Origin of the sequence: Oceanobacillus polygoni, from assembly GCF_008304605.1 — a bacterium.
GTDB classification, from domain to species: domain Bacteria; phylum Bacillota; class Bacilli; order Bacillales; family Amphibacillaceae; genus Oceanobacillus; species Oceanobacillus polygoni.
Genome location: NZ_PIJY01000045.1, coordinates 127,305 through 153,217, shown reverse-complemented (window position 1 = coordinate 153,217; position 25,913 = coordinate 127,305). Strand labels below are relative to the sequence as shown.

33 protein-coding genes are annotated in these 25,913 nt (G+C 37.2%); all 33 read right to left on the bottom strand.

Annotated features, from left to right (window positions below):
- Positions 1–33: 33 nt before the first annotated feature.
- The 33 genes from rpsB to flgB all read right to left on the bottom strand — a co-directional run bounded on the left by rpsB (position 34) and on the right by flgB (position 25,772).
- Positions 34–813, bottom strand: a complete 780-nt coding sequence (rpsB, locus tag F1560_RS19685; protein ID WP_149476330.1) for a 30S ribosomal protein S2 — start codon at positions 811–813, stop codon at positions 34–36.
- A gap of 188 nt (positions 814–1,001) precedes the next feature.
- Positions 1,002–1,442 carry a DUF6115 domain-containing protein gene (locus F1560_RS19680; RefSeq protein WP_149476329.1) on the bottom strand — a complete coding sequence of 147 codons (441 nt, stop codon included), beginning with the start codon at positions 1,440–1,442 and terminating at the stop codon, positions 1,002–1,004.
- Between the two features lie 31 nt (positions 1,443–1,473).
- Positions 1,474–2,256: a FliA/WhiG family RNA polymerase sigma factor gene (locus tag F1560_RS19675; RefSeq protein ID WP_149476328.1), complete on the bottom strand. Its 783-nt coding sequence runs from the start codon at positions 2,254–2,256 to the stop codon at positions 1,474–1,476.
- Positions 2,257–2,296: 40 nt separating this feature from the next.
- Positions 2,297–2,794 carry a chemotaxis protein CheD gene (locus F1560_RS19670; RefSeq protein ID WP_149476327.1) on the bottom strand — a complete coding sequence of 166 codons (498 nt, stop codon included), beginning with the start codon at positions 2,792–2,794 and terminating at the stop codon, positions 2,297–2,299.
- A complete protein-coding gene (locus tag F1560_RS19665) occupies positions 2,787–3,422 on the bottom strand; it encodes a chemotaxis protein CheC (protein WP_149476326.1) in 636 nt (211 codons plus the stop codon). The genes F1560_RS19670 and F1560_RS19665 overlap by 8 nt, the downstream gene beginning before the upstream one ends.
- 3 nt (positions 3,423–3,425) lie before the next feature.
- Positions 3,426–3,866, bottom strand: a complete 441-nt coding sequence (locus tag F1560_RS19660) for a chemotaxis protein CheW (protein WP_149476505.1) — start codon at positions 3,864–3,866, stop codon at positions 3,426–3,428.
- Between the two features lie 52 nt (positions 3,867–3,918).
- Positions 3,919–4,962 carry a protein-glutamate methylesterase/protein-glutamine glutaminase gene (locus F1560_RS19655; RefSeq protein ID WP_149476325.1) on the bottom strand — a complete coding sequence of 348 codons (1,044 nt, stop codon included), beginning with the start codon at positions 4,960–4,962 and terminating at the stop codon, positions 3,919–3,921.
- A 5-nt stretch (positions 4,963–4,967) separates the two neighbouring features.
- Positions 4,968–5,831: a MinD/ParA family protein gene (locus tag F1560_RS19650; RefSeq protein WP_149476324.1), complete on the bottom strand. Its 864-nt coding sequence runs from the start codon at positions 5,829–5,831 to the stop codon at positions 4,968–4,970.
- Positions 5,821–6,924, bottom strand: coding sequence for a flagellar biosynthesis GTPase FlhF (gene flhF / locus F1560_RS19645; RefSeq protein ID WP_149476323.1), 1,104 nt, complete (start codon positions 6,922–6,924; stop codon positions 5,821–5,823). The genes F1560_RS19650 and flhF overlap by 11 nt, the downstream gene beginning before the upstream one ends.
- Positions 6,921–8,957: a flagellar biosynthesis protein FlhA gene (gene flhA / locus F1560_RS19640; RefSeq protein WP_149476322.1), complete on the bottom strand. Its 2,037-nt coding sequence runs from the start codon at positions 8,955–8,957 to the stop codon at positions 6,921–6,923. The genes flhF and flhA overlap by 4 nt, the downstream gene beginning before the upstream one ends.
- 20 nt (positions 8,958–8,977) lie before the next feature.
- Positions 8,978–10,057: a flagellar biosynthesis protein FlhB gene (gene flhB / locus F1560_RS19635; protein WP_149476321.1), complete on the bottom strand. Its 1,080-nt coding sequence runs from the start codon at positions 10,055–10,057 to the stop codon at positions 8,978–8,980.
- A gap of 1 nt (position 10,058) precedes the next feature.
- Positions 10,059–10,838 carry a flagellar biosynthetic protein FliR gene (gene fliR / locus F1560_RS19630; RefSeq protein ID WP_149476320.1) on the bottom strand — a complete coding sequence of 260 codons (780 nt, stop codon included), beginning with the start codon at positions 10,836–10,838 and terminating at the stop codon, positions 10,059–10,061.
- A 3-nt stretch (positions 10,839–10,841) separates the two neighbouring features.
- The gene (fliQ, locus tag F1560_RS19625; protein WP_149476319.1) at positions 10,842–11,111 is read right to left on the bottom strand and encodes a flagellar biosynthesis protein FliQ; all 270 of its coding nucleotides are present in this window, start codon (positions 11,109–11,111) and stop codon (positions 10,842–10,844) included.
- A gap of 32 nt (positions 11,112–11,143) precedes the next feature.
- The gene (gene fliP, locus F1560_RS19620; RefSeq protein ID WP_149476318.1) at positions 11,144–11,809 is read right to left on the bottom strand and encodes a flagellar type III secretion system pore protein FliP; all 666 of its coding nucleotides are present in this window, start codon (positions 11,807–11,809) and stop codon (positions 11,144–11,146) included.
- On the bottom strand, positions 11,802–12,470 hold the full coding sequence (locus tag F1560_RS19615; RefSeq protein ID WP_246811954.1) for a flagellar biosynthetic protein FliO: 669 nt from the start codon (positions 12,468–12,470) through the stop codon (positions 11,802–11,804). The genes fliP and F1560_RS19615 overlap by 8 nt, the downstream gene beginning before the upstream one ends.
- 7 nt (positions 12,471–12,477) lie before the next feature.
- Entirely contained in the window at positions 12,478–12,840 is a 363-nt protein-coding gene (locus tag F1560_RS19610) for a response regulator (protein ID WP_095308650.1), read from the bottom strand.
- 17 nt (positions 12,841–12,857) lie between these two features.
- The gene (gene fliY / locus F1560_RS19605) at positions 12,858–14,024 is read right to left on the bottom strand and encodes a flagellar motor switch phosphatase FliY (protein WP_149476316.1); all 1,167 of its coding nucleotides are present in this window, start codon (positions 14,022–14,024) and stop codon (positions 12,858–12,860) included.
- A complete protein-coding gene (gene fliM / locus F1560_RS19600; protein WP_149476315.1) occupies positions 14,014–15,009 on the bottom strand; it encodes a flagellar motor switch protein FliM in 996 nt (331 codons plus the stop codon). The genes fliY and fliM overlap by 11 nt, the downstream gene beginning before the upstream one ends.
- A gap of 33 nt (positions 15,010–15,042) precedes the next feature.
- The gene (fliL, locus tag F1560_RS19595; protein WP_149476314.1) at positions 15,043–15,462 is read right to left on the bottom strand and encodes a flagellar basal body-associated protein FliL; all 420 of its coding nucleotides are present in this window, start codon (positions 15,460–15,462) and stop codon (positions 15,043–15,045) included.
- Positions 15,455–15,673 carry a flagellar FlbD family protein gene (locus F1560_RS19590; protein ID WP_149476313.1) on the bottom strand — a complete coding sequence of 73 codons (219 nt, stop codon included), beginning with the start codon at positions 15,671–15,673 and terminating at the stop codon, positions 15,455–15,457. The genes fliL and F1560_RS19590 overlap by 8 nt, the downstream gene beginning before the upstream one ends.
- Positions 15,674–15,717: 44 nt before the next feature.
- Complete coding sequence (flgG, locus tag F1560_RS19585; protein ID WP_149476312.1) at positions 15,718–16,509, bottom strand: flagellar basal body rod protein FlgG; 792 nt, start codon at positions 16,507–16,509, stop codon at positions 15,718–15,720.
- Positions 16,510–16,590: 81 nt separating this feature from the next.
- Positions 16,591–16,962 carry a TIGR02530 family flagellar biosynthesis protein gene (locus F1560_RS19580; protein WP_149476311.1) on the bottom strand — a complete coding sequence of 124 codons (372 nt, stop codon included), beginning with the start codon at positions 16,960–16,962 and terminating at the stop codon, positions 16,591–16,593.
- A 12-nt stretch (positions 16,963–16,974) separates the two neighbouring features.
- Positions 16,975–17,445, bottom strand: coding sequence for a flagellar hook assembly protein FlgD (gene flgD, locus F1560_RS19575; RefSeq protein ID WP_149476310.1), 471 nt, complete (start codon positions 17,443–17,445; stop codon positions 16,975–16,977).
- 3 nt (positions 17,446–17,448) lie between these two features.
- Complete coding sequence (locus F1560_RS19570) at positions 17,449–18,762, bottom strand: flagellar hook-length control protein FliK (protein WP_187773783.1); 1,314 nt, start codon at positions 18,760–18,762, stop codon at positions 17,449–17,451.
- A 28-nt stretch (positions 18,763–18,790) separates the two neighbouring features.
- On the bottom strand, positions 18,791–19,378 hold the full coding sequence (locus F1560_RS19565) for a MotE family protein (protein ID WP_149476308.1): 588 nt from the start codon (positions 19,376–19,378) through the stop codon (positions 18,791–18,793).
- Positions 19,379–19,383: 5 nt separating this feature from the next.
- Complete coding sequence (gene fliJ, locus F1560_RS19560) at positions 19,384–19,830, bottom strand: flagellar export protein FliJ (protein ID WP_149476307.1); 447 nt, start codon at positions 19,828–19,830, stop codon at positions 19,384–19,386.
- Positions 19,830–21,152 (bottom strand): flagellar protein export ATPase FliI, encoded by a 1,323-nt coding sequence (fliI, locus tag F1560_RS19555; RefSeq protein ID WP_149476306.1) that lies wholly within the window; start codon positions 21,150–21,152, stop codon positions 19,830–19,832. Before fliI ends, fliJ begins: the two co-directional genes overlap by 1 nt.
- The gene (gene fliH / locus F1560_RS19550; RefSeq protein WP_187773782.1) at positions 21,149–21,907 is read right to left on the bottom strand and encodes a flagellar assembly protein FliH; all 759 of its coding nucleotides are present in this window, start codon (positions 21,905–21,907) and stop codon (positions 21,149–21,151) included. Before fliH ends, fliI begins: the two co-directional genes overlap by 4 nt.
- Positions 21,900–22,913, bottom strand: coding sequence for a flagellar motor switch protein FliG (gene fliG / locus F1560_RS19545; protein ID WP_149476304.1), 1,014 nt, complete (start codon positions 22,911–22,913; stop codon positions 21,900–21,902). Before fliG ends, fliH begins: the two co-directional genes overlap by 8 nt.
- A 10-nt stretch (positions 22,914–22,923) precedes the next feature.
- Entirely contained in the window at positions 22,924–24,513 is a 1,590-nt protein-coding gene (gene fliF, locus F1560_RS19540) for a flagellar basal-body MS-ring/collar protein FliF (protein ID WP_149476303.1), read from the bottom strand.
- 83 nt (positions 24,514–24,596) lie between these two features.
- Positions 24,597–24,902, bottom strand: coding sequence for a flagellar hook-basal body complex protein FliE (gene fliE / locus F1560_RS19535; RefSeq protein ID WP_149476302.1), 306 nt, complete (start codon positions 24,900–24,902; stop codon positions 24,597–24,599).
- A 21-nt stretch (positions 24,903–24,923) separates the two neighbouring features.
- On the bottom strand, positions 24,924–25,373 hold the full coding sequence (flgC, locus tag F1560_RS19530; RefSeq protein ID WP_149476301.1) for a flagellar basal body rod protein FlgC: 450 nt from the start codon (positions 25,371–25,373) through the stop codon (positions 24,924–24,926).
- Positions 25,374–25,376: 3 nt separating this feature from the next.
- Positions 25,377–25,772, bottom strand: coding sequence for a flagellar basal body rod protein FlgB (gene flgB, locus F1560_RS19525; protein WP_149476300.1), 396 nt, complete (start codon positions 25,770–25,772; stop codon positions 25,377–25,379).
- Positions 25,773–25,913 lie beyond the last annotated feature (141 nt).

The window sequence follows — 25,913 nt, the reverse complement described above, 5'->3', positions numbered from 1 at the left end:
TCCCATCCTCTTATCACCCCACCTTTTCTAAAATTACTCTTGAGTTGAATCTGTAGCAGCTTGGGCAGCAGCTTCTTCTACAACTTCTTCTGTAGCATCTTCTGCTTGTGCCTCTACTACTTCTGTTTCTTCACCCTGTTTTACTTCTAAAATAGCATCTGCCATTTTTGAAGTCAAAAGTTTAACCGCACGAATAGCGTCATCGTTTGCAGGGATAACATAGTCGATTTCATCTGGATCACAGTTTGTATCAACAATTCCGATAATAGGAATGTTTAATTTATGCGCTTCAGCAATAGCAATACGCTCTTTGCGTGGATCGATAACGAACAAAGCATCTGGAAGCTTTGTCATTTCTTTAATTCCACCTAAGAATTTCACTAAGCGATCTTTTTCTTTTAATAAATTTACAACTTCTTTTTTCGGTAGAACTTCAAAAGTTCCATCCTCTTCCATACGCTCAATAGACTTCAAACGATTGATACGTTTACGGATTGTTTGGAAGTTTGTAAGTGTACCACCCAACCAACGTTGGTTAACATAGTACATTCCTGAACGAATTGCTTCGTCTCTTACAGAATCCTGTGCTTGTTTTTTAGTACCTACGAAAAGAATAGTTCCGCCGTTTGCTGCGATATCCTTTACATAGTTATATGCTTCATCAACCTTTTTAACTGTTTTTTGTAGGTCAATGATATAAATGCCGTTACGCTCTGTGAAAATGTATTTTTTCATTTTCGGGTTCCAACGGCGTGTTTGGTGTCCAAAGTGTACACCTGCTTCTAACAATTGCTTCATAGAAATTGCTGACATAATTAATTCCTCCTAATGGTTTTTTTCCTCCGTTCAGGTCATTTTCGTATATAGACCATTTTGTTAAATAGCACCAAATATACAAATTACTGAACGTGTGTTTTATAAAACTTGTTCATTCTATGAAAATGGACATAGTATTTACACCAGAAGTTACTATACCATAATGATTAAATGATATCAAGCTTTTACTTCATTTTTTCGCGTAATTTAATTATTATTTCTACCTCTGTCTTCCCGCAATTTAGTTTTTGGGCTATATCATCAATTGGAAGACCTTGATTGTGCAATTGCAGAACCCTCGACTCTAGTGATGCAGTCACTGTATCACCAACAGCATCAGGAATAGGAATTGCTTGCAGTTGCTCATACTCATCCATTTCTATTTCTGGCTGTTTCGTAGGTTTTACCTGCTGATACATGTTATCGCTACGCTGATTATGATCACGTAATACTTGTTGTAATCGATTGTTTTCGTCTTTAACTTCTTGTAAGTACGTATCAAATAGCTCCATTATTTCATTCATATCTTGTTTCTTTGCATTTTTCAGCTGTTGAAATAGCATGTAAATTGCAGTAAACGTGATAAAATGCAATAAAAAACTAATAATTATTAAGAATGAAACCATATACTTTCTCCTTTAGAATACTACTCTAATTTCAATTGGCAAACACTTGCATTTTAGTTAACGTTTTTCGCAGCTTAAAAATAGACCGTTTGTGAATTTGTGATATTCTTGAAGTTGTTAATCCGAGAACCTGTCCTATTTCTGTAAACGTTAATTCCTCATTATAAAATAGACTGACTACAAGCTGTTCGTTTTTATTTAACATTTTTATCCCTTGAATTAGTTCATGATTCAATTCCCTTTTCGTAATATGATTCTCAGGTAATATCGTAGTATTATCGGGAATCGAATAACCAATTCCTTCTTTCAAATCACTCGTATTACTTTTCGGCTTTTCTTCAATCGATAAAATGTTACCAAAAAGAGAATCTTTTATCGCTGTTTCTACTTCCTCTACAGTCATTCCTAACTTTTCAGCAATTTCACTTGCTGTTGCTTCTCGTTGATGCAGTTGTTCGAATTGCTCTGCTGCCTGTTCAACTTTTTTTGCTTTCTCTCGTATTGATCTAGGAAGCCAATCTTCTTTTCGCAAACCATCAATAATCGACCCTCTGATTCGAAAGGAAGCATACGTATCGAACTTCAAATCACGACTTGGGTCAAACTTTTTTAACGCGTCATATAGCCCAAGAAGACCGAGGCTTCTGACATCTTCTTTACTTACGCTTTTGGGGAGTTGACTTGAAATACGCTCTGAATGGTAATTGACAAGATACATATAATTAATAATTAGTTCATTCGCAGCTTCACTGCTTTTATCTGTTATCCAGTCATTCCAAAGCTTTTCTTCAAGAGGAGAATTTCCTGATTTCATTTTGTTGTGCTCCTCCTTTTTCCTTAACTATATAAATATGTTAGATATAGAATTCCTCTTTATTTACTTTACGTATCTTTAATTGACTTGTTTCTGGATCGAATTCAATTGTTCTTCCAGCATTTCCACCAACGTCAGAGGCGATAACAGGGATTCTAAATTCTGCTAATTGTTTCTCGACTGCTTCCACATTCCTTGGTCCAATACGCATGATATCAGAACCAGAACTAAACTGAAACATCTGAGCACCACCTGCCATCTTCGCCTTTAATGCATATTTTCGTGCACCTTTTTCAAGGAGCGAGTTAACTAAATAAGGAATCGCTGTATCTGCATATTTATACACATTCAGTTTCGCTTGCTTTGCCAATGCTGAATCTGGAAGCAAGACATGTGAAAGACCTGCTATTTTTTTTGAAGGGTCGTACACAATCACACCAACACATGAACCAAGACCTGAGGTTCGAATTAAATCAGGAGCTTTTACAACCTTTAAGTCAGCAATTCCAACTTTCACTACTAAACTTGTTTCATTCATAATCATTTATTCCTAACGCACTAAATATTTTAGCGAAAGATTCTGGGTCTGGTAATAAAAAGAAGTTTCCCTGAATGCCTTCTTCTGTTCCGTCATGGCTAATTTCTGTATCAATAACAATGGCATAATCAGAAACTTGTGAGAGCTCTAATAAACCAACGGTTAAAACTGCACCTGCCATATCTATTCCCAAATACGGGACAGAGGGCTGCATGTTGATCTTCGTAAAGTCTGATAAGGCTGTTAAATAAGAACCTGTAACAATATTTCCGATTTCTTGTAATGCCGAAAGCGCCATTTCATTTTCTTGTTCTGAATGGAACAATGAGAAGTCCGGGTCGTTTGTCAATTCTTTGACAAAGTACTCAGCTTCTTCAATTGTAAATATCAAATATACTGTCCCTGGAGCCTCCCCTTGAATGCGAAACAATAAACATACAATTGTCTCCTCAGAGCCGCCAGTTAATTCCATGATTTCATCAAACCCAACAATACTAACAGATGGAACTTTCATTTCAATTTTTTTGTTTAATAATGTGGAAAGCGAAGTAGCTGCGTTTCCTGCGCCAATATTTCCGATTTCTCTAAGTACATCTTTCTGCATCGTTGTTAGCTGTAAAAATTCCATTGTTTACCCTTCCACTACGTTAAGTTCATCAATTTCCTGGGAAGAAAGTACTTTTAGTAAATCAAGTAAAATGAGTAATCGATTATCTACTTTAGCAACACCTTCGATATAATCTGCATTAACGGTTCCGATAACTTCTGGTGCAGGCTCAATCGATTCTTGAGGTATATCGATGACATCATTTGCTGCGTCAACAATCAGACCTACTTCCATTTCGTTTATCTGAGCAATAATAATCCGTTTATTCGCATCAAACGCTGTTTCTTTCATACCAAACCGTAAACGTAAATCAATAATTGGAATGACGACACCACGAAGATTTATAACTCCCTTCACATAGGGTAAGGTTTGAGGTACTCTCGTAATCGGCTGTTGCCTCTCAATTGATCCAATTTGATTAACGGGTACCGCATATTCTTCATCTTGCAATTGAAATACAATCATTTTTCTTTCTAGTGAAGATGCATTTTCCAATTTAATTCCTCCTTATTGATCTCTATTTTGTTAATTCATCAAGTACTGGCCCAAACTGATTCAATGTAAGCACTTGGTTAACGTATCCTGTCTGGGCAGCAGCTTTTGGCATACCATATACGATCGATGTTTCCTCCGATTCTGCGAGCACGATCGTATTGGGATCTTGCTTTTTCATTTCGATAATTCCGGCAGCCCCATCGTTCCCCATTCCTGTTAATACAATCGCAATCTTGTTTATTCGCTTTAAACCTGCTATTGATCGAAACAGTGTGTCTACTGACGGGCGATGCCCCTTAACAGGGACATCCTTTGATAAACAAATTGCAAGCGAAGTACCAATTTTATTAACAGTCATATGAAAGTCACCAGGAGCGATATAAGCAGTGCTCTTTTCAATAATCTCACCGTGAACTGCTTCTTTCACCCGAATTGGACTAAGTGTATTGAGACGTTCGGCTAATGATTTTGTAAATCGTGCTGGCATATGCTGAACGATTAAGATTGGTGCAGTAAACGATTCAGATATGCTAATAAGCACTTGTTGAAGTGCCCTAGGACCGCCCGTCGATGTACCAATCGTTATGATCGTCTTATCGTGGTATTTTTTGACGGGAGCCTTCACCTGACAGTCAGCTGCTTTACGTAACTGATTCTTATTCATGTTCACTTGTGAAGCTGTAACTACTTTCGATATAATCTCATGCTGTATATTTCGTATATCTAATGAAATTGGTCCAGATGGTTTTGTAATAAAATCAACTGCACCATTCGATATTGCTTGAATCGCTTTTATTGCGCCCTCTTTCGTTTCACTTGAAAGCATGACAACTGGAGTTGGCCTTTCTTTCATGATAATTGAAAGTGCTTCAATCCCATCCATTACGGGCATATGCACATCCAACGTTACAACGTCAGGCTGAAGTTCTCTAATCTTCTTTATCCCATCTTCTCCATTACGCCCTGTTGCAATCACGTTCACTCGCGGATCACTAGCAAGGATGTCGGAAATAACTTTTCTCATAAAGGCAGAATCATCAATAACGATAGCTCGAATTTGCTTCATAATATCTACCTCTCAATCAATTGTTTTAATCGCTGAACAAAGGAAGAAGGTGTTGTACGATTCACTTGTTTTGTTTGTGTTACATAATTGTATGTAATCTCTTTTAACGCTTTGGCTGCTTTAGATTTTTCATTGTACAACGTGTAAGGGATTTGTCTTACGATTGCCTGTGTGACAACCTTATCATCTGGAATAATACCAACCGAGTGAATTTCTACATCTAAAAATTTACTCACAACAGCTTTAAATCGTTCTAATGCTTTCAAACCGTCCTGATAATTAAATGCACGATTTAAAATGACATGTAACGGCATATCCCTCTTGCGATTGACTACATGCTTTATCATTCCATACGCATCTGTAACTGAAGTTGGTTCAGGTGTTGTAATAACGATACATTCATCTGAGGCAAGTATAAAAAATAAGCTATCCTCCGTAACACCTGCACCCATATCAAATAAAATATAATCATACACTTGAGATAATTCCCTATATTGTTCGTAAAAATAAGCATGATCCGATTCATCCATCTGGAAGAAATTTGACAATCCCGAACCTCCAGCAATATATGCTAATCCTTCTGGCCCTTGTTCGATAATATCATGAACGGATAGACGTTCTTCAAACAGATTAACAATTGTTTTCTCTGCTCGATTTCCAAGCAAAATATCGATATTTCCCATCCCGACATCCAAGTCAAAGAGTAATACTTTTTTGCCATTATTAATGAGTTGCAGAGAGAAATTCAGCGCGAAATTGGACTTACCTACACCGCCTTTTCCGCTAATAACCGCTAGCGTTTTTGCTTGCCTTGGATTATTCCAACGATCAAGTTTTCTCCTCAGGCCTTCGGCTTGATCATACTTCACCACAATCACCTACCAAAAGCTTACGAATTGCATGGGCATCCGCTTCCAGCAAATCATCAGGAACGTCTTGTCCGTTTGTTAAATAAGTGATACCAATTTGCTTTCCTAGTACAATATTTATCAAACTACCGTATTGTCTAGTTTCATCCAGCTTCGTGAAAATGACACTTGAAATAGCAAGGTGCTCGAACTGCTCATAGATTTCTACAATGTCCTTCGGCTTTGTTGTTAATGATAAGACAAGATGGGTTTCCATCATTGACATATCAATCGTTGCTTTCAATTCATTGATATACTTGGGGTCACGGAAGTTTCTACCAGCCGTATCAACGAAAATCACATCATAGCTTGAAAATTTAGTTATTGCTTGATGATAATCTTCTATACTATAGGCAACCTCTAGTGGTACATTTAAAATCCGAGCATACGTTTTTAATTGCTCCACAGCAGCAATCCGATACGTATCAGCTGTTATAAATGCAACTTTTTTATCACTTTCAAGCATCATCTTTGCTGCAACCTTTGCAATCGTAGTCGTTTTCCCCACTCCTGTCGGTCCAACAAATTGGATAATTTTCTTATCTAATGGGATAGGAGATAAAACGTTGCTTAGCCTATCCTCTATCACCAAACCAATGTTATCCATGATAGAATCTAATTCGATATCGCCTTGCTTTTCACTTACCGACTCGACAATTTCTTTAGCCAAATTAGGATGAACCTCCTGATCAAGCAAATGTTCATACGCTATTTGATAGGAAGGGGAAAAACTTAACGCTTCCTGTCTAGACTGTACGTCAATCATTTTTTTCAGGTTTTTAATTTCCTGAAGTACATGATCATTTTCGAACTTTATATTATTTCCTTTATTCGTCACATGTACTTCTGTAGCTTGTTTATGACTTTTCTTTGTTCGTATCGGACTAGGATCAAGCGCAGCAACTACCTCAATCTGCTTCTTTTTAAAAAAACCAAACATTCCACGTTGTTGGATTTCCTTAGAATTAAGAATTACTGCATCTGAACCTAGTTCTTTTCGAACCTGATTCATTGCCTCAGGCATAGTGGCTGCTATATATTTTTTTACCTTCATGCTACATTCACCACCCCAACACTTTGTACCTGTACATCTGGCTCAAGTTCGTTATAAGAAAGCACAATCACTTGCGGTAAGAATCGATCAAGCAATTGCTTTAAATACATTCGAATAGCAGGTGAGCAAAGAACAATGGTAGACTCTTCTTGTAGTGCAAGTTTCTCTGCTTCTGTATGAATTGTCTTTATAATTTCTTGTTGTGATTCCGGGTCAAGTGCTAAATAATTGCCATGTTCCGTTTGCTGTATATGATCAGCAATTAACTTTTCTACTTTACCGGAAACTGTAATGACCTTCATTTGCATATCCTCACCTGTATACTGCTTCGTAATCTGTGAAGAAAGTGCTTGTCTCACATATTCCCCAAGAAGCTCCGTATCATTCGTCATTTTTGAAAAATCTGCTAACGTCTCAAAAATAATCGGTAAATTACGAATGGAAATATTTTCTTTTAATAACTTAGCAAATACTTTCTGAATATCACCAATTGCTAGTGGTTCAGGAGTTACTTCATCAACCAAAATTGGATAGCTCTCCTTTAAATGATCGATTAACTGTTTCGTTTCCTGTCTACCTAGCAATGTATGTGCATGCTGTTTGATTACTTCCGTAATGTGTGTGGACACAACCGAAGGTGGATCTACCACCGTATAGCCTGATAATTCTGCTTCATCTTTATTTTCTTCGCTAATCCATTTTGCAGGCAGGCCAAAGGCTGGTTCCTTCGTATCAATTCCATCCATTTCATCATTACTGAAATCTGGAGCCATTGCTAAATAATGATCCAGTAAAAGTTCACCAGTTGCAACTTCATTTCCTTTAATTTTTAATCGATATTCGTTTGGATTTAATTGAATATTATCCCGGATTCGGACAACTGGAATGACAATCCCTAGCTCTATAGCAAGTTGCCTTCGAATCATAATAATTCGATCCAATAAATCTCCACCTTGATTTGTATCGGCCAACGGAATTAGACCGTAGCCGAACTCAAATTCTATTGGATCCATACTTAGAAGGCTAACAACATTTTCAGAAGACTTCATCGCAGTGCTCTCTGTTTGATCTTCTTCTTCCTCCGTTTGTATTTCTGACGGCTTTTCAGATTGCTTTTGTAGTAAGTATCCACTCACTCCTAATACAGCAGCTAACGTTGTCGTTAAAAAGAAATTAATTGGAGTTAGTCCAAGAAGAAAAATCGTACCTGCTGCAATATATAATAACTTTGGATATTGCAGCAATTGCCCTGTTACTTCTGAACCAAGATTTCCGTTTCCAGCAGAGCGTGTAACGACGATTCCAGTAGCTGTTGACATGAGTAACGCCGGAATCTGACTGACTAAACCATCTCCAACGGTTAATCGAATAAATGTATCAACAGCTTCTCCAAAAGGCATGCCCATTTGTACGATACCAATAATTAATCCGAAAACGATATTGATTAGCACAATAATAATGCCTGCAATTGCATCCCCTTTAACGAATTTACTCGCACCATCCATCGAGCCATGAAAATCGGCTTCCCGTTCCACTTTTTCACGTCTCTCTCGTGCTTGACTTTCTGAAATCAGGCCAGCATTTAAATCTGCATCAACACTCATTTGCTTACCTGGCATCGCATCTAAAGAAAATCGTGCAGCTACTTCAGATACACGCTCTGATCCTTTTGTGATAACGAGGAAATTAATAATAACTAATATGATAAATACTACAAAACCAACAAGTGGATTATCTCCAATTACAAATGATCCAAATGTATCAACAACTCCACCAGCATCTGCTTCCGCTAATATCGATCTTGTAGTCGAAACATTTAGCGCAAGTCGAAATAAAGTTAGCAGTAAGATAATCGTCGGAAATACAGAAAACTGTAATGGTTCCTGTGTATTCATTGCCACTAAGATAACCATTAGCGATAATGTGATATTAACTAAAATCAGCACACTTAACAGCCAACCCGGTAGCGGGATGACCAACATGATGATTACTAATATAACTGCTAAAAGTACTGATAAATCCCGCGCTTTCATTTATGTCTCTCCTTACTTGTTCATGCCTTTTTCTCTAATCGATATACATAAGCTAGAACTTCTGCAACAGCTTGGAAAAATTCCTCTGGAATGATGTCACCAATTTCTGTTGCACGATAAAGCCCTCTCGCTAATGGTCTGTTTTCTACGGTAATAATGTCATTTGCTTTAGCTATTTCTTTTATTTTTAATGCTGTTTGGTCTGTACCTTTTGCAAGAATATATGGTGCACTCGCCTTTTCTTCGTCATATTTAATAGCTACCGCATAATGCGTTGGGTTTGTAATGACAACATCTGCATTTGGTACTTCACTCATCATTCGTCTCGTTGCTATCTGTCGCTGCTTTTCTTTGATTTTCGATTTAATTAAAGGATCGCCTTCAACATTTTTATATTCATCCTTAATATCCTGTTTAGACATTCGCATATTTTTTTCGAAATCAAACCGTTGGTAAGCATAGTCAAATACCGCTAATAATAATAGAGCAATAATTGCCGCAAACGCCATGATACTTGTAACTCTTGCAAAGAAAGCTAGTGCATTTTCAGCGTTTGTAAATGCCGTCATCAGCATTTCATCTTTATAGAGCCAAATAACGGAGAAGGTTATCGTACCAATACAAGCAATTTTTAATAACGACTTTAATAGCTCAACAAGTGCTCGGATTGAAAAAATTCGTTTTGCTCCTTGAATTGGATCAATTTTCTTTAAGTCAAATTTTAACGGTTCTGTTGTGAACAAAAAACCTACCTGCAATAAATTAGAGGCAACTCCTGCGATAATTGCAATTAACATAATTGGAGCAAGCATCTTTACTGCTTCGATTGTTGCGCTGTTAAGAATTTGTTGAACGGTAAATTCCGTTAATTCCCAGTCGATAAACTCAATAAATGTCCGCTGATATATTCCAGTCATATGTTCTAAAATAAATCCACCAAATAAAAATAAGGTAGTAAAACAAAATAATAATAAAAGTGCAGTATTTATATCCTGGCTTTTTGCTACCTTTCCTTTTTTTCGTTCATCAAGACGCTTTTTTGGAGTAGCTTTCTCTGTTTTTTCACCTGCAAAAAATTGTAAATCCATTTTCAAGTGCAAATTAAGCACCTCCAAAAAGCTGCATTAGTCCACGCATTGTTTCAAACATCGTTGCAAACAAATTTCTTGCCAGTGTCATATAAAGTGCAAGAAATACAAGTATCGCTAGAAAGCTGACTAATATTTTAATTGGCAATCCAACAACAAACACGTTCATCTGCGGTACGGTTCGAGCAATAATCCCAAGTGCAACATCGACTAAGAACAAACACCCTACAATCGGTATAGCGATCTGAAACGCAATAATAAACATGCTATTAAATGAGGTAATGACAAAGTCCGCTATCGAATAATTGTGAAATGGGATAAAGGTTTCGAGCGGAATAAAACGGTAGCTATTAAATATCCCATCAATGATCAAATGATGTCCATCAACTGCTAATAAAAATAAAAGTGCAATCATATATAAATACTGTCCAGTTAATGGACTTTGTGCTCCTGTTTGTGGATCCACAACGTTCGCTATCGCAAACCCCATTTGGAAATCAATAAATCCACCAGCTACCTGTATTGCAGACACAATTATAAATGAAATAAGACCAATAAGAACTCCAACTAATGCTTCTTTGACTAATAGAAAAATATACATTTCATTTACAACCAATTGAGAAGCATCAACCGTATAGAACATAATCATCGCTAGAAAAAAACTTAAGCCTATTTTAAAAGGTAATGGCACTGTTCGATAAGAAAATAACGGCATCGTCACAAAAAAAGCCAATACTCGTACTAATATAAGCAGAAAAACTGGAAGGCTATTAATAGAAATTAAATCAAGCATGTTTTACCCTACAAACTGATTAATATTTTGAAAAATAGATGAAGCAAATTCAACCATCGTGGTAAGCATCCACGGTCCAAAGAAAATGAGTCCTAAAAAAACAGCGACAATCTTTGGGATAAAAGCTAAGGTTTGTTCTTGTATTTGTGTTGTAGCTTGAAAGATACTCACCAATAAACCGACTGCAAGAGCTAATATAAGCAATGGTCCTGTAACAAGTAATATTGTAAATATACCTTGTTCAGCCAAGGTCAGTACGAATTCACTGCTCATTTGAAAAAGCTCCTTTCTTTCATATCCTCATGTTAAAAGCCATTCAGTAAGGATTGTGTTATTAAATACCATCCATCCACTAAGACGAAGAGTAAAATTTTAAAAGGTAACGAAATCATAACCGGCGGAAGCATCATCATTCCCATTGACATCAGTACACTTGCTACAGCCATATCAATAATCAAAAATGGAATAAAAATCATGAACCCCATTTGAAAGGCTGTTTTTAATTCACTAATTGCGAATGCTGGTACTAATGTTGTTAGTGGAATATCTTGTATTGTTTCAGGTGCTTCTACCTGTGTATAATCAAGGAATAGTGCTAAATCCTTTTGCCTCGTATGTCTTGCCATAAAATCCTTCAATGGTGCACTGGCATTTTCATATGCCTCATCCAATGTGATTTCTTCATCAAAAAGTGGCTGTAGCGCTTCTTGATAGACCTCACTAAACGTTGGAGCCATAATAAAGAAAGTAAGAAATAAAGCTAAACCAATGAGCACTTGGTTTGGTGGCATTTGTTGTGTCGCTAAAGAAGTTCGAACAAACGAAAGCACAATCACAATTCTTGTAAAGCTTGTCATTAAAATCAATATTCCTGGCGCTAGTGAAAAAATGGTTAATAACAGTATTAACCGAACAGACGTGGATACGTTAGCTGGATCGGAACTAGAAAATATATCGATAAATTCATTCATGCGTATCTTCCTTGTGCTTATTGATTATATTTTTTCGGTTTTGCTTCAAGTTGTTAAGTTCATTCGAGAAAAGCTTCTTAAATTCACTACCAGACGATTGGTTTGTCTGATTTTTTTTGGAAGAAACAACGGATGACAACAACGATCCGATTGGAAAATTTTCCTGTGTTTCCTCTCGGTTGCGTAAAATATCTTGTTTCACTTCTTCGTCAGTAATCTCTTGAAGCATTTCGACGTTTTCACCTACACCAACTAAATAAAGTCTTTTTCCAATTCGAATGATTTGAATAGAACGATTTTGTCCTACAGATATCCCACCTAAATTTTCTAGTGCCTTCACCTGGTTGAAAAGTTTGTTTCGTTTATTTAAAAACTTAAGCAGCACATAAATTAATCCAAGAACTAGTAATAATGCAAAAAACATTCTAACTAATTCAAACGCCATGGAACTGGACTTATTATTATCCGTTAGTAAATCACTATCATTTTCGTTTTCTTCCAATTCGTTTTTTGGAATTTCATCATCTTCACAATCAGCTTCCTCCCCCAGACATTCCAACACACTGTTTGGTGCTGCATCCGTCTGGAAGGAGAAAAATGATAGAATAAGAATGGTACTCAAACAGAAACTGTAAAGAACTTTTTTCTTCAACCTGCTCACTCGTTTCTTAGTTTAAAGCTTTTTGAATCGCTTCGATTACCCTATCTGCTTGGAATGGCTTTACAATAAAGTCTTTTGCTCCCGCTTGAATAGCGTCAATCACCATTGCCTGTTGTCCCATCGCAGAACACATAATGATTTTAGCGTCTGGGTTAACTTTCTTTATTTCTTTTAATGCTGTAATTCCATCCATTTCTGGCATCGTAATATCCATGGTCACTAAATCAGGTGTCAATTCTTTGTATTTTTCAACCGCCTGCGCTCCGTCCTGTGCTTCCCCAACTATTTCATAACCATTCTTTGTAAGGATATCCTTAATCATCATTCGCATAAATGCTGCATCATCCACAATTAAAATTCGTTCTGCCATTTGGTTATTCCCCCTAATTATTTTAAATTCCTAATCCGGTCATACTGACTAATAATATCTGTAACACGAACACCGAAGTTTTCTTCAATCACAACAACTTCACCTTCAGCTACAAGTTTATCATTTACTAGAATATCAACCGGTTCACCTGCTAGCTTATCAAGCTCAATAATAGAACCTGAAGCCAGTTCAAGTATATCGTTAATTGATTTTTTTGTTCGGCCAAGCTCAACGGTCACTTTTAATGGTATATCAAGTAACATATCAAGGTTACGTTGCTGACCAGAATTTAATTCAACCTTTTCGAAATCAGAGAAGGCTGCTTGCTGAACCTGTGTATGTGGGCTTATAACTTTATGCCCCAAATATTGCGGCTCAGTTTGTTCACCTTTCGCCACCATTTGTAAAGGCTCTTCATAAACAACCTGCTTGTTTTCTTTGGTTGTTTGACTTTTTTCAGCCACAGGTCGCTCGACTTCTAATGTCGCAGCAGTCTCTTTCGTCTCTGATGAATTATCTTTCGTTAAAAGCTCATCAACTAAATCTTTTGCGAAATGCAATGGAATTAATTGCATCATGTTGGAATTGATCAAATTCCCAACAGTTAGTTTAAAAAACACTTTTACATAGACATCTTCATCAAAAACATCCTCGTTGCTAATACCAGTAACATTTTCATCCAATATCGACGGCGGGGATATATCCACCCGTTTATTAAACACAGTAGACATACTTGTTGCAGCTGCACCCATCATTTGGTTCATTGCTTCTTGAACTGCACTTAAATGGATTTCATTCAATTCACTATCTGGATTTGTTCCGTCCCCACCAAGCATAATATTTGCAATTATTGCTGCATCTCCGGCTTTTATGACAAACACATTTTTGCCTGTAAACCCTTCTATGTAGTTCACTTGAATACTAACTGGTTCGAAAGTAAATTCATCACCGATACGATTTCTTTCAATTACGTCTACTGTTGGCGTTGTAATTTCCACCTTCTGATTTAATAAGGTAGATAGAGTGGTGGCAGAACTGCCAAAAGAAATATTGCCAATTTCTCCTAGCGCATCAATTTCAATATCGGAAAGATAGCTTTGCTCTTTTGCATCTGACGTATTGTCTTCTGAAATATTTAAAAGTGCATCAATTTCTTCCTGTGAAAGCATGCCATCATTCATCATTTTGCTCACCCCTTTTTATTTCATCTAATATTTGTACAGACATTTTATTTTTATACTTGCCTGACTGCACAAGGAATTTTACTTCATTGTTAACAGCAAGTTTTATCGGAAGGTCGATTTTCTGGTCAAGTGCAATTACATCATTTTGTTTTAATGTCAAAAATTCATTGATTGCTATCGTACTTTCTCCAAGAATCGCTTTTACTTCTACATCAGTTTGCTTTAAATTCTTCGACATTTTATTAAATGCTGTAGCGTCCCGATTTTTTTTCTCCGCTTGCATCCAATAGTGTGCAGAGAGCTTAGGTATAATTGGCTCCAATATGATATGTGGGATACAAATATTAAGCATACCAGTTGTTTCCCCGATTGCAGCTGTCATGGAAACGACTACTACAGTATCATTTGGTGCAACCATCTGTAAAAATTGAGGATTTTCTTCAAAATCCTCTAACCGAGGATCTATTTCCGCAATGGAAGCCCATGATTCTTGCAAGGTATACACAGCTTTTTCAAAAAATTGACGGAGCAGTAACTTTTCGATTTCTGTTAAATTGCTGTTTTTATTAATCGTATTCCCTTTTCCACCTAGTATTCGATCAAGCAATGCATAAGCAATATTAGGATTAACCTCCATGATTAAATTACCATCCAATGGTTCAACACTATATACGTTCAATACAGTCATTTTTTGAATCGAGCGCACGAACTCTTCAAATGGCACCTGATCAACAGATGTTACCGAAATATTAACATACGTTCTTAGCTGCGATGAGAAATAGGTTGTTAGCATTCTTGCATAATTTTCATGAATTCGAGAGATGCTTCTTATCTGATCTTTAGAGAAACGCAATGCGCGTTTAAAATCATACACCCGCACCTTTTTCTCTTGCTCTTCTTTTTTCAATACTTCAGCATCCATTTCGCCAGAGGTTATCGCTGATAATAATGCATCTATTTCATTTTGTGAGAGAACTTCATCCATTAATTACACCACCTCCTATTAGGAGTTTTTATTCTATTGAAGTATTTTATTGATGGTATATACTTCTGTAATTTGTCCTTCTTCCATCAGTTCGTTTAGTCTTGACTTAATAACCTGCTCTATATCAGAAAGTCCTGATTTGAAATCTTCCTCCGTTTTCGTTGCAAGCTCTTTTATAATAATGTTTTTTAGTTGGAAATCACGTTTTTCAACCTCTTTTAATGTGGATTTCCCATCGGTTACAATTTGAAACTGGATTCTTACAAAGACCCCATCTTCTAAATCGGTTGTAATTTCTGGTGATTCATAGGAATAGTTAACAATGTCATCAATCGATTGTGCATCACCTTGTTCACTTTCACCAACAACATTTAAAACAACTACTAATGAAGCAATTGCTATCACTAATAATACAACAAGCGATGTAATCATTGTCTTGACTAACTTACTCATCCTTTTCACCAGCCTTTAATTGTACTTGTGCTAACCCAATTTGTTGGTAGTATTCCGTAATCTTCTGTATAACATCACAGGCTTCGTCTTTTACTACAATCTTTTTTCCATTAATTAATGAAATTGTTGTATCTGGTAGCGATTGAACCTGTTCAATTAAAACGGCATTTAGTACAAATTCGTCGTCATTTAGCCTTTTTAAAGTAATCATTTATATGGCGGGAGTACGGCTACAACGTACTCCCTACCTCCTTATTATCGTTTTAAGTTTACTAACTCCTGAAGAATTTCATCAGAGGTTGTAATAATTCTAGTGTTTGCCTGGAAACCACGCTGTGCTGTAATCATTTCTGTGAATTCTTCTGAAAGGTCAACGTTTGACATCTCAAGTGAGCCACTTACGATGGAGGCAGCTCCATCCTCTTCAGGAGTAACTGTACCGTTATAACCTGCATTAGGTGAATCTAAGTATAAATTGCTACCGTCCTTTACTAACCCGGCAGGATTCGAAAAGCTTGCAAGCGTTATTTGCCCAGCGACTTGTGTTGCACCGGCAGCATCAATATAATTTATCGTTCCATCTGTTTGAATACTGAAACTTTGAGCATCAGTTGGTATTGTTATATTCCCTGCTGCACCTTGAAGGTACAATCCATTCGCATTAACAATCGCTCCATTATCATCTAAATAGAAGTTTCCAGCTCTTGTATAATATGTTGTGCCTCCTTGTTCCTGCAATACAAACATCCCATCACCTTCGATTGTCAAGTCAAGCGGGTTATTTGTAACCTGCTGAAATCCTTGTGTGTGGATGTTGCTAATTGTACCAAGTTGAGAACCAAGCCCAACCTGGGTAGCATTAACTCCACCACGTGTTGCAGTTGCACCTTGTGCACCTGTCGTTGTCTGACTCATTAAATCTTGGAAAGTCACGTTTGCTTTTTTATACCCTGTTGTATTAACATTGGCAATATTATTTCCAATAACATCTAATTTGGTTTGAAAATTCTTCATTCCTGAAATTCCTGCATACATTGAACGTAACATGTTTTTAATCCCCTTTTTATGGTTTTAGTTTGCTGTCTCTGGCAGTCAACAGCATGTATTGGCCTCCCAAAAGGGTCCAGCCTAGTCATTCATTAAAATGGTTCCATTGATATTTGTAAAAATTCTACTTGTTGCTTCTTGACGATCCATTGCTGTCACTACAGTGTGATTCTTCGCATTTACGAGAAGTGCTGCATTGTTCATGACAACAAGTGAATCAGTAATCCCCTTTTTCTTTGCTTCCCGCACTTTCTCACCAATCATTTGCCATTGCTGATCATCAATCTGAATATTTCGCTCCGTTAATCGTTGTGATGCATGCTTACTTATTTTCAAGCCTTGCTCTTGTGATAAAATATCTTTAAATGAAATTGATGATTGTTTTGACTCATGTGATTTGATTGTTGGAAATTGTAATGCATGCTGTGGGACTTGATGAATCCGATGATCCATATCCTTTCCCCCTTATTCCGTTATACCATTCCCAGTTTCATCCTTCGTACTTGGATCACTAACCTGAATAATTGCATCTGCGTAGATTTTATCACCATTTTCAAGTTCTAATATTGCCCATCCTTCACTTTGACTTACAGCCACTACTTTACTAGTAACCTTTCCTAACTCTTCACCAGTTTCTTGGTCAACACCCATATAAGATACCTCTTGACCAATCATATGACTGTACTGAATCACAGGAGAGACTAATTGACTTTGTACAAGCATTTCAATTGAATTTGACATATTCATCATTTGCTCCAATGATGAAAAAGTTGCCATTTGTGATATAAACTCACGATCATCCATCGGGCTTGTAGGATCCTGATTCTGTAACTGTACCATTAGTATTTTTAAAAACTCTTCCTTACCAAGGTTTGCACTTGGTGTTCTCGTCTTTGGTTGGTTACTCAAATATAACGATGGATCAATTGTTGTCATTTCCTACACCTTCTCATTCATCAGCAGCTCCTCAAACTGACTTTCAAAGCTACCTTCGTTTTGTTGATTATCTTTATGTTCTGATTGCTCCGATTGCTGTTTTTCTTGTTCTGTTAGTTGTCCATCCTCTTGTTCTTTCTGCATATTTGCCGTTTGCTGCAAACTTGCATCTTGCCTCTCCACGACCACCTGATGCGGAGAAAACATGTTCTTAAGTTGATGGATGTTTGACTCTAACATCTCTTTTGCAGCTGCTGAGGTAACTAATATTTTCACCAGTATTTCCCCATTTACTTGTGTAAACCGGACCATCATTTCACCCATGTTATCGGGCCTTAATAATACTGTTAAATGATTCCTTTGATTAGGCAAAACTGACAACTTAGTTGATTCCACAATTTTTTCAAACTGGTCCATAAGTTGCTGTTCCGCATTTTGCGTCGGCTGTAATGGATGAATATGAATGACATGTTGCTCCAAGTTAGAAATCGGTACTGTCTGATTCGATTGGATAGTCATAACAGATAGATTTTCTTTTTCAATTGCATTCCCAAGCCATTTTGCTACATCCGTAACTGTTACATTAGAATCAGCATTGTACCGTTGCTTCCCTGCAAAATGTTCTCGCTTTTGGAACGTGTCAAATATGTAGTTCCATATTTTCGACTCTCTCGTATCTTCATTTTTCCATGCTTTTAACGAATTCGTTTCTTCACTGTACAAAGGCATTTGTCCAGCCAACAATGAATTCGGTGTTCCCTTTTCTTTACTAAAATGCTGCCATTGATGAAGTAGTTCGAGTACTTTTGGTGATGCTTTCCAAACTTCTTCCTCTGTTTCTAATTGAGAGATAAGTGTTTGGATCTGGGTGAGCAAAATGTCTATTTCTTCGCTAACAGCTGTATTCGTCATTACATTTTGTTCCGTACCTATCAAAAAATCGGCGACTGGAAAAGCTTGAACTCCAAGCAAATTGCTATGCAATGGACTCTTCTCCTCTATGTCGAGATAAGTAGAAGGAGCTATCATTAAATGTTCACTTCCATTTTCCTGCTCATCCTTTAAGTACGCATTTGAAGGCTTTTCTTGGTTTTCTGTATCAATTTCAATGTTGAGCCGTTGTAACAGATCATCTATCACAATCTCTTTGTCTAATTCATCTGATTCTTGATTTTGATACGTAGCTAAATTCTCAAAACTTTCATCTAACAAACGTTGAAAAGGTTCAGATATTTCTTGTCTCCAACCAGGAATCGATTGTGCATTGGTCGATTTAGATGGCTGGACCTGTTGTAAAAGCATTTCGACACTGATCAATTTCTCACCCCCTTTCGATAGCTCGTTTTTAATTTCCATTAGAGAAAAGCAATTGCGTCAGATCAGCAGCCAGTTCAGGGTTCATCGCTCCTAGTATTGTTGCAAGTTGGTCATTTGATAGTTCCTGCAAAATCGAAACCGCCGTATCTGTTTCCAGATTCTCAATGATTAACGCTGCCTTCGAACCTTTCATTTCCTCAAATGAATCAATAACCATAGAGATAGATTCATCCGCAGAATCGTCTTCTAACATTTCCTCTTCTTCCAACGCATCTTCTAAGCTATTCTCCAATCGAATAATGTCTTGATTCTGCTCATTTATTGTAGCTTCCAATTCACGAATCGTTTCATTTAACCTCGTAATTTCTTCCTCTTTCTCATTTACAATTGCCTGTGCACGTGAATCATCTTGTTTGGGTGTTTCTTCATCTGATGCTACAAGATTCGATAGGATAGGAATCGTACTAGCTTGTTGTTTCGTCCAATCCATAACATTGAACCCCGCGACTCCCATGATAATAACCGCAAGTGTAATAATAACGATTAATGGAATTACAACGGCAAATAAAAACCAAAGAATCGGGTTCCGTTTTTTCTTTTTCGTGTTCTCATCCATTTACTTCACCTATTTTTATGGCTTAAAAATTGTGTAATTGAAATCTCATCCATAAACGCATTTTCCATTTTTTTTTGTATATTTGCTTTCGTTTCTTTTCTTATTTCGATTATCTTCTCAAACTTCTTTACTTCCACATGTGCATCCGAAAGCTGGTGTTGCTTCGATTCCATTTCTGATCTAGCCTTCTGAACACGGAACTGCAAATCATTAATTTGCCTATTTAATTGTTCGATGTAAGCAGATTGCTCTTTTATCCGTTCAATTGGTGTTAGTGCGTGAAGAAATTGATCGTATGAATCCTCGGCTCGTTCTTTCTTTTGCAAGATATGATACAATTCTGTCGCCACTTTTTCGAAGGAGTCGAGCGATTGGTTATACGCCCTCTGCGCAATTTTCTTTTCATTTTCACGAATGTCCAATATTTTTGATAATGCAATAATCTCGGCCATCAATCAATTCCTCCATTAAGCAGTGATTTCATTAATTGAATCGTCTCATCTAACGTATTTGTTTCATATACATCTTGTCTTAAAAATTCCTGGATTTTTGGATAATAGGAAATTGCTCGATCAATTTCTTGATTGGTACCACGTTTATAAGCACCAATGTTAATTAATTCACGATTATCTTCATAAACTGCCATCAGTCTGCGAAGCTCTTGTGCAATTTGTTTTTGTTCTGCGGTTGCAACCATGTTCATAACACGGCTAACTGACTTCTGAACATTAATTGCAGGAAATTGCCCTCGTTCTGCTAGCTTTCTGTCCATCACAAAGTGACCATCTAATATCCCACGAACTGCATCCGCAATTGGCTCATTCATATCATCCCCATCAACGAGAACCGTGTAGAAAGCAGTTATTGTTCCAGCTTCATTCGTTCCCGTTCTTTCTAATAATTTAGGAAGGATGGAAAATACAGATGGTGTATATCCTTTCGTCGTTGGAGGCTCGCCAATTGCCAGGCCAATTTCTCTTTGTGCCATTGCAACTCTCGTAACAGAATCCATCATTAAATTGACATCGTAACCAAGATCCCTAAAGTACTCACTAATTGCTGTCGCAGTATATGCTCCTTTAATCCGCATTAATGCTGGCTGATCTGAAGTTGCAGCTACAACAATTGACTTTTTTAGACCTTCTGCACCTAAATCATGTTCAATAAATTCACGAACCTCACGACCACGTTCACCTATCAATGCAATAACATTAATATCAGCCCCACTATTTCTTGCAATCATTCCTAGTAATGTACTTTTCCCAACACCACTACCGGCAAATATTCCAACACGTTGTCCTTTTCCCATTGTTAGAAGTGAATCAATTGCTTTTACTCCAACTGGAATCGGCTCTCTTATCGGAGGTCGTGTCATTGGGTTTGGCGGAGATTGATCAGTCAAATAGTTAGATAGTCCGTTTGGAAGTGATGATTGATCATCCAATGGTTGACCAAGTGAATTCACAATATTACCTATCAACGATCGACCGACTTTAACCGTTAATGGCTTTCCAGTTGATTCAACTAGGCAGCCAGAACCAATCTCCGTTACTTCTGCATATGGCATCAGGAGGATTTTTTCATTATTAAAACCTACTACCTCTGATACAATTGGTGGTCGATTATTGGAAGACGAATGAATATAACACACTTCTCCTATGTTGGCAGCTGGCCCTTCTGATTCAATCATCAATCCTACAACTCGCAACACTTTACCGTAATGTTTATATGTAGCAGCATTTTTTATAACAGATTTGTAATCAGATATATTCATTGCCTTTTCTCCATTAGGTAATCCTGCAATGCTTCGCGGATTTTTGATAATTGTGTGTCAACACTCGCATCAATTTGTCCAAAACTATGCTCAATTAAACACGTATTCTCCTTCAACTTTTCATCCAAATAGATAGCTAGAGTTGAATCATCTTCTAAAATTCGCATTAATTCATCCTTCTGCCCGATGACATATTCATAATTTGACGGATGTAAATAAATCGTAACGGTCGATTGATCCTTTAATTCTTGAATGGCCTGACGAATAATGCCTAGAAATGCTTCTGGATTTTCAGATACTTCCTCACCAATAATTTTCTCTGCAATACTAAGTGCAAGCTGTAAAATCGTTTCTTCACTTTTTTCAATTGTTGCATGATAATCAATAGTAGTTGCATCGATTATTAAATTAGCCTGATTCAGCTTTTCTTCATAGGCAGCTTTACCCGCATGTTCTCCTTGAAGAAATCCTGCTTGATAGCCTTCCTGCTTTGCACTGTCAATCAATTGCTGTTTTGTTTCCTCCCAATCTTTTTTCGCTTCTTCAATTGCAAGATTGGTTTGTTCAAGTAATGCCTCTTTTTGTTGAGCTAAATGCTGCAATTCCTGTTGCATCTGTTCAATTTCATGCTGGACTGTCTCTATTTCATTATTTGTATCAACCGGGTCGTCTTCTATAGCATGTTGTATAGAGCGAATCGGTTTAATTTTTATCAATTTCTGATTTAAGAGCTGTTTATTTTCTGAATCAGACAATGATATCGTCTCCTCCACCTCTAGCGATGACAATTTCTCCTATATCTTCAAGTCTACGAATAATAGCTACAATTCTCATTTGTGCTTCTTCAACGTCTCTCAGTCGAACCGGTCCCATATATTCCATTTCTTCTTTAAAAGTCTCTGCCATACGCTGAGACATGTTCGTGAAGACAACATCTTTAACTTCATCACTTGCAACCTTCAATGCTAATCGAAGATCTTCATTTTCAACTTCACGAATGACGCGTTGAATTGCTCGATTATCTAAGATAACAATATCTTCAAAGACAAACATCCGTTTTTTAATTTCATCTGCAAGATCAGGATCTTGCGTTTCAAGTGCATCGAGAATCGTCCGCTCTGTGCTTCGGTCTACACCATTTAACACTTCAACAACCGCCTGAATCCCACCAGTTTGCGTATAGTCTTCTGAAACAGATGCAGAGATGTTTTTCTCTAGCACCTGCTCTACCTGACTTATAATTTCAGGAGAGGTTGAATCCATTGTGGCTATCCGTTTAGCTACATCAGCTTGCAGTTCCTGTGGCAGTGAAGATAAAATCTGTCCTGCCTGTTCCGGGTCAAGGTAAGAAAGAACTAAAGCAATTGTTTGTGGATGTTCTCCTTGAATAAAATTCAAGACTTGTTGAGGATCCGCTTTTCTTGCAAAGTCGAAAGGCCTTACCTGCAGGGATGAAGTTAGACGGTTGATTATATTCGATGCTTCCTGTTTTCCAAAAGCCTTTTCCAATACAGTCTTCGCATAACCAATTCCTCCCTGTGTAATATAGTCTTGAGCAACTGCAATTTGGTGGAATTGTTCCATCACATTTTCTTTTAAATTTGTATCTACTTTTTTAACAGAAGATATCTCCAGGCTTAACTTTTCAATTTCTTCTTCTGATAAATACTTATAAACTTGCGCCGAGACATCTGGACCTAGGGAGATTAAAAGAATCGCTGCCTTTTGCTTTCCAGTTAAAGCGCCTTTTTGTCTTGCCATATTTACCCTCCTAATCTTCTCCAATCCAGCTTCTCAACAATTTAGCAAATTCCTCTGGTTTTTCCTTTGCAATTTTTTCTAATTGTTTTCTTCTTACAACAGCGTCAGATTCTTCTTCCTGCGGTAAGTCTGGTACTTCTAAAACTGGGCTTTCCGTAACAGTTTCTTCTATTATTTCCTCTTCACTGCTCCTATTTCGGATTAATAGAATGATCAGAATGATAATAGCTATCAGTAGTACTCCGCCGACGATATACATCCATGATGGGATAACAGGAGAAGTCGCACTAACTGTTGAAGGTGTCTCTGTAAACTCTTGGAATACAATCGAGATCTTTTCTTCTGGGATAATTTCTCCGTAATCTGCATCAATCGTTGCTCCTACAATTGAACTTAAAATTGAGGAGACGCCTTGTTCTACTGCATTCTGTTCCTGTGCACTTAAAAACTCAACATTATTTCCATTCGTGGTTCGTGTGTTATCAATTGCAACTTGAATACCAAGATCACGGACTTTATAAGGACTTTCAACAATCTCCTTGCGAATACGATTATATTCATAATTAATTGTTTCCTTATCTAGTTCATATTCACCTGCTCCAGCCTCTCCAGCGGGGTAGTTCGGTACATCCTCATCACCCGTTCCAACAATATCACCAGTTGCAGCATCACCCGTATAGGATTCCTGAATCGTTTCGAGACTCACAGGTATCCCTTCCACATTTTCAAAATCAACTGGCTCAACAAGTTCCTCTGTTCGGTTCTCTTGAGTGAAATCAACATCTGCAGTCACAGAGACAATGACATTATCCATTCCAACCATCGTTCCAAGCATCTGTTGCAATCTTCTTTGAATATCACGTTCAGTATCTTTCTTCACGGTTTGCTGATAAGCATAAGTATCTTGAGCTCCAGAAACAGTTTGTGAATTACGATCAAAGTACTCGAAATATTGATTCATAATAACAATATTTTCAGCTGGTAGATTCGGTATTGCTTTTGAAACTAAATGATAGAGTGCCTCTACTTGGTTCCCTTGAAATTGGTACCCTGGCTGTGTGTTCAATACAATTGATGCACTTGCCTCACCCGTCACATCACTAACAAACACTGGTTCTTCTGGCATATTGACCATTACTTGTGCATTATTGATTCCTTCAATGCTCTTAATCAAATTAGCAAGCTCTGTTTGCATTGCATCAAGTTTCATGATATTAAATTCGTTATCTGTTATTCCCCAAGATGTATTCTCACTAAAAAAGGAATAATCAATATTCCCACTGTTTGGCAAGCCCATTCCAGCTAGATCAACGAGTAATGATTCTACCTGCTCCTCAGGAACAGTAATACTCGTACCTCCATTGTTCAATTCGTAAGGAATGCCTCTTGTATCAAGTTCTGCTTTTATTTGTCCAACCTCTTGAATAGTCAAGTTATTGTATAATGGAACAAATCGTGAATTTGAACTAAAAAAAGCAATAGCTACTATAAATAAAATTACAATCATAACAGATCCAAGAAAGAGGCCTTTTTGGCTTTTTGAACGATTCTGCCAAAACAAAGTCGCCGATTCTTTCCATTTCAACAAAGTTTCCTTCATAATTTCCCCCACCAAAGTGCATTAAGTAATCGATATTTCATCATTAAACTACTTTTTGATTGTCTGTTGTTGCTATTCGAAGTTTATATCGACATTCTCATTATTTCGTTGTAAGCATCGATAACTTTTTTCTGGATTTGCACGGTAGTTTCGAGCGTAATACTTGCTTTTTGTGCAGTAATCATCACTTCATGGAGATCATCAATATTACCGTTAGCTAATGCCTCCGTCTTATTATCTGACTCCATCTGAACAGAATTAAGGTTGTCAATTGCTCCTTTTAACGTTTCTGCAAAATTAGCTTGTGCCTCTCCAGGCGTTAGTGCAGCATTCGAAACCTTCGATAAAGATTGAATAGGCTGCGAAACATTATTTATTGAAAAATCCATTTTTAAAACTCCTTATCGTTTCTATTTACCAATCTCTAATGCTTTCATTAACATTCCTTTACTAGCATTCAAAGCAGTAATATTTGCTTCATACGATCTTGTAGAGCTCATTAAATCGACCATTTCTTGCAAGGGGTCGACGTTTGGCATCTCAACATAACCAGCTTCATTTGCATCTGGATGGACAGGGTTATATACAAGTTTAAATGGTTGCTCATCCTCAACGATAGCAGCAACTCGCACACCGCTATGCTTTGTCTCACCAGAAGCATTCGCAAGCATCGATTTAAAACGATTGTCCTGTGTTTCTAAAACCGTCATTTTTCTCCGATACGGCTCAAACTCTCCATTCTCATTTAAAACAGCTCTAGTTGATTGTGCGTTCGCAATATTGGAAGAAACCACATCCATGCGAAGTCTTTGTGCTGTTAATGCACTAGCACTTGTATTAATAGAATTAAATATTGACATCGACTAGTTACCTCCTCTTATAACCGTCTGTAAACTTCCAAACTTACCATTCATTCGATCAATCAAACCATTATAATAGATTTGATTCTTCGCAAGTTCTGTCATTTCTTTATCAATATCAACATTATTTCCATTATGGTTATACATCGTATTGGATTGTGAAACGACTCGATAAGACGAATTTTGATTTGAAATAAAGGGGATGTGCTTCTCATTCGTACGCTTAACTTGAATTGAGGAATTAAGTGTATTATTTAATATGTTTTTAAACTGAACATCCTGTGCTTTATAGCCAGGTGTATCTGCATTCGCAATATTATTGGATATCGCGTTATTCTTAGCAGCAGCATAGTTGAGAGAGTGTTCTAACTTACTGATTGTCCCTCCAAATAAATTCATTACAACTACTCCTTCTATATGTAGTTCAAAAAGGCCGATCAAGATGACACATCGTGAACAATGGGCCTTTGACTAATTTTCGACACGCCCGGTGGCAACATAAAATTCAGTACATCCTATACAAGCCCGGACCTCCCGTAT

What these genes read in the sequence shown, in the direction of transcription:
- F1560_RS19675 (WP_149476328.1), bottom strand. Translation starts at nt 2,256, where the DNA reads ATGAAATCAGGAAATTCTCCTCTTGAAGAAAAGCTTTGGAATGACTGG.
- flhA (WP_149476322.1), bottom strand. Translation starts at nt 8,957, where the DNA reads ATGAAAGCGCGGGATTTATCAGTACTTTTAGCAGTTATATTAGTAATC.
- fliL (WP_149476314.1), bottom strand. Translation starts at nt 15,462, where the DNA reads ATGAGTAAGTTAGTCAAGACAATGATTACATCGCTTGTTGTATTATTA.
- F1560_RS19655 (WP_149476325.1), bottom strand. Translation starts at nt 4,962, where the DNA reads ATGAAGCAAATTCGAGCTATCGTTATTGATGATTCTGCCTTTATGAGA.
- flgD (WP_149476310.1), bottom strand. Translation starts at nt 17,445, where the DNA reads ATGACAACAATTGATCCATCGTTATATTTGAGTAACCAACCAAAGACG.
- F1560_RS19580 (WP_149476311.1), bottom strand. Translation starts at nt 16,962, where the DNA reads ATGGATCATCGGATTCATCAAGTCCCACAGCATGCATTACAATTTCCA.
- F1560_RS19670 (WP_149476327.1), bottom strand. Translation starts at nt 2,794, where the DNA reads ATGAATGAAACAAGTTTAGTAGTGAAAGTTGGAATTGCTGACTTAAAG.
- fliJ (WP_149476307.1), bottom strand. Translation starts at nt 19,830, where the DNA reads ATGGCCGAGATTATTGCATTATCAAAAATATTGGACATTCGTGAAAAT.
- F1560_RS19590 (WP_149476313.1), bottom strand. Translation starts at nt 15,673, where the DNA reads ATGATTACTTTAAAAAGGCTAAATGACGACGAATTTGTACTAAATGCC.
- fliR (WP_149476320.1), bottom strand. Translation starts at nt 10,838, where the DNA reads ATGCTTGATTTAATTTCTATTAATAGCCTTCCAGTTTTTCTGCTTATA.
- flgG (WP_149476312.1), bottom strand. Translation starts at nt 16,509, where the DNA reads ATGTTACGTTCAATGTATGCAGGAATTTCAGGAATGAAGAATTTTCAA.
- flhF (WP_149476323.1), bottom strand. Translation starts at nt 6,924, where the DNA reads ATGAAGGTAAAAAAATATATAGCAGCCACTATGCCTGAGGCAATGAAT.
- F1560_RS19610 (WP_095308650.1), bottom strand. Translation starts at nt 12,840, where the DNA reads ATGGCAGAACGAATTTTAATTGTGGATGATGCAGCATTTATGCGAATG.
- flgC (WP_149476301.1), bottom strand. Translation starts at nt 25,373, where the DNA reads ATGTCAATATTTAATTCTATTAATACAAGTGCTAGTGCATTAACAGCA.
- fliF (WP_149476303.1), bottom strand. Translation starts at nt 24,513, where the DNA reads ATGAAGGAAACTTTGTTGAAATGGAAAGAATCGGCGACTTTGTTTTGG.
- fliI (WP_149476306.1), bottom strand. Translation starts at nt 21,152, where the DNA reads ATGAATATATCTGATTACAAATCTGTTATAAAAAATGCTGCTACATAT.
- F1560_RS19660 (WP_149476505.1), bottom strand. Translation starts at nt 3,866, where the DNA reads ATGATTGTATTTCAATTGCAAGATGAAGAATATGCGGTACCCGTTAAT.
- F1560_RS19665 (WP_149476326.1), bottom strand. Translation starts at nt 3,422, where the DNA reads ATGGAATTTTTACAGCTAACAACGATGCAGAAAGATGTACTTAGAGAA.
- F1560_RS19565 (WP_149476308.1), bottom strand. Translation starts at nt 19,378, where the DNA reads ATGGATGAGAACACGAAAAAGAAAAAACGGAACCCGATTCTTTGGTTT.
- fliE (WP_149476302.1), bottom strand. Translation starts at nt 24,902, where the DNA reads ATGGATTTTTCAATAAATAATGTTTCGCAGCCTATTCAATCTTTATCG.
- fliG (WP_149476304.1), bottom strand. Translation starts at nt 22,913, where the DNA reads ATGGCAAGACAAAAAGGCGCTTTAACTGGAAAGCAAAAGGCAGCGATT.
- F1560_RS19680 (WP_149476329.1), bottom strand. Translation starts at nt 1,442, where the DNA reads ATGGTTTCATTCTTAATAATTATTAGTTTTTTATTGCATTTTATCACG.
- fliQ (WP_149476319.1), bottom strand. Translation starts at nt 11,111, where the DNA reads ATGAGCAGTGAATTCGTACTGACCTTGGCTGAACAAGGTATATTTACA.
- fliP (WP_149476318.1), bottom strand. Translation starts at nt 11,809, where the DNA reads ATGAATGAATTTATCGATATATTTTCTAGTTCCGATCCAGCTAACGTA.
- fliM (WP_149476315.1), bottom strand. Translation starts at nt 15,009, where the DNA reads ATGGATGAAGTTCTCTCACAAAATGAAATAGATGCATTATTATCAGCG.
- fliY (WP_149476316.1), bottom strand. Translation starts at nt 14,024, where the DNA reads ATGATGAATGATGGCATGCTTTCACAGGAAGAAATTGATGCACTTTTA.
- flgB (WP_149476300.1), bottom strand. Translation starts at nt 25,772, where the DNA reads ATGAATTTATTTGGAGGGACAATCAGTAAGTTAGAACACTCTCTCAAC.
- rpsB (WP_149476330.1), bottom strand. Translation starts at nt 813, where the DNA reads ATGTCAGCAATTTCTATGAAGCAATTGTTAGAAGCAGGTGTACACTTT.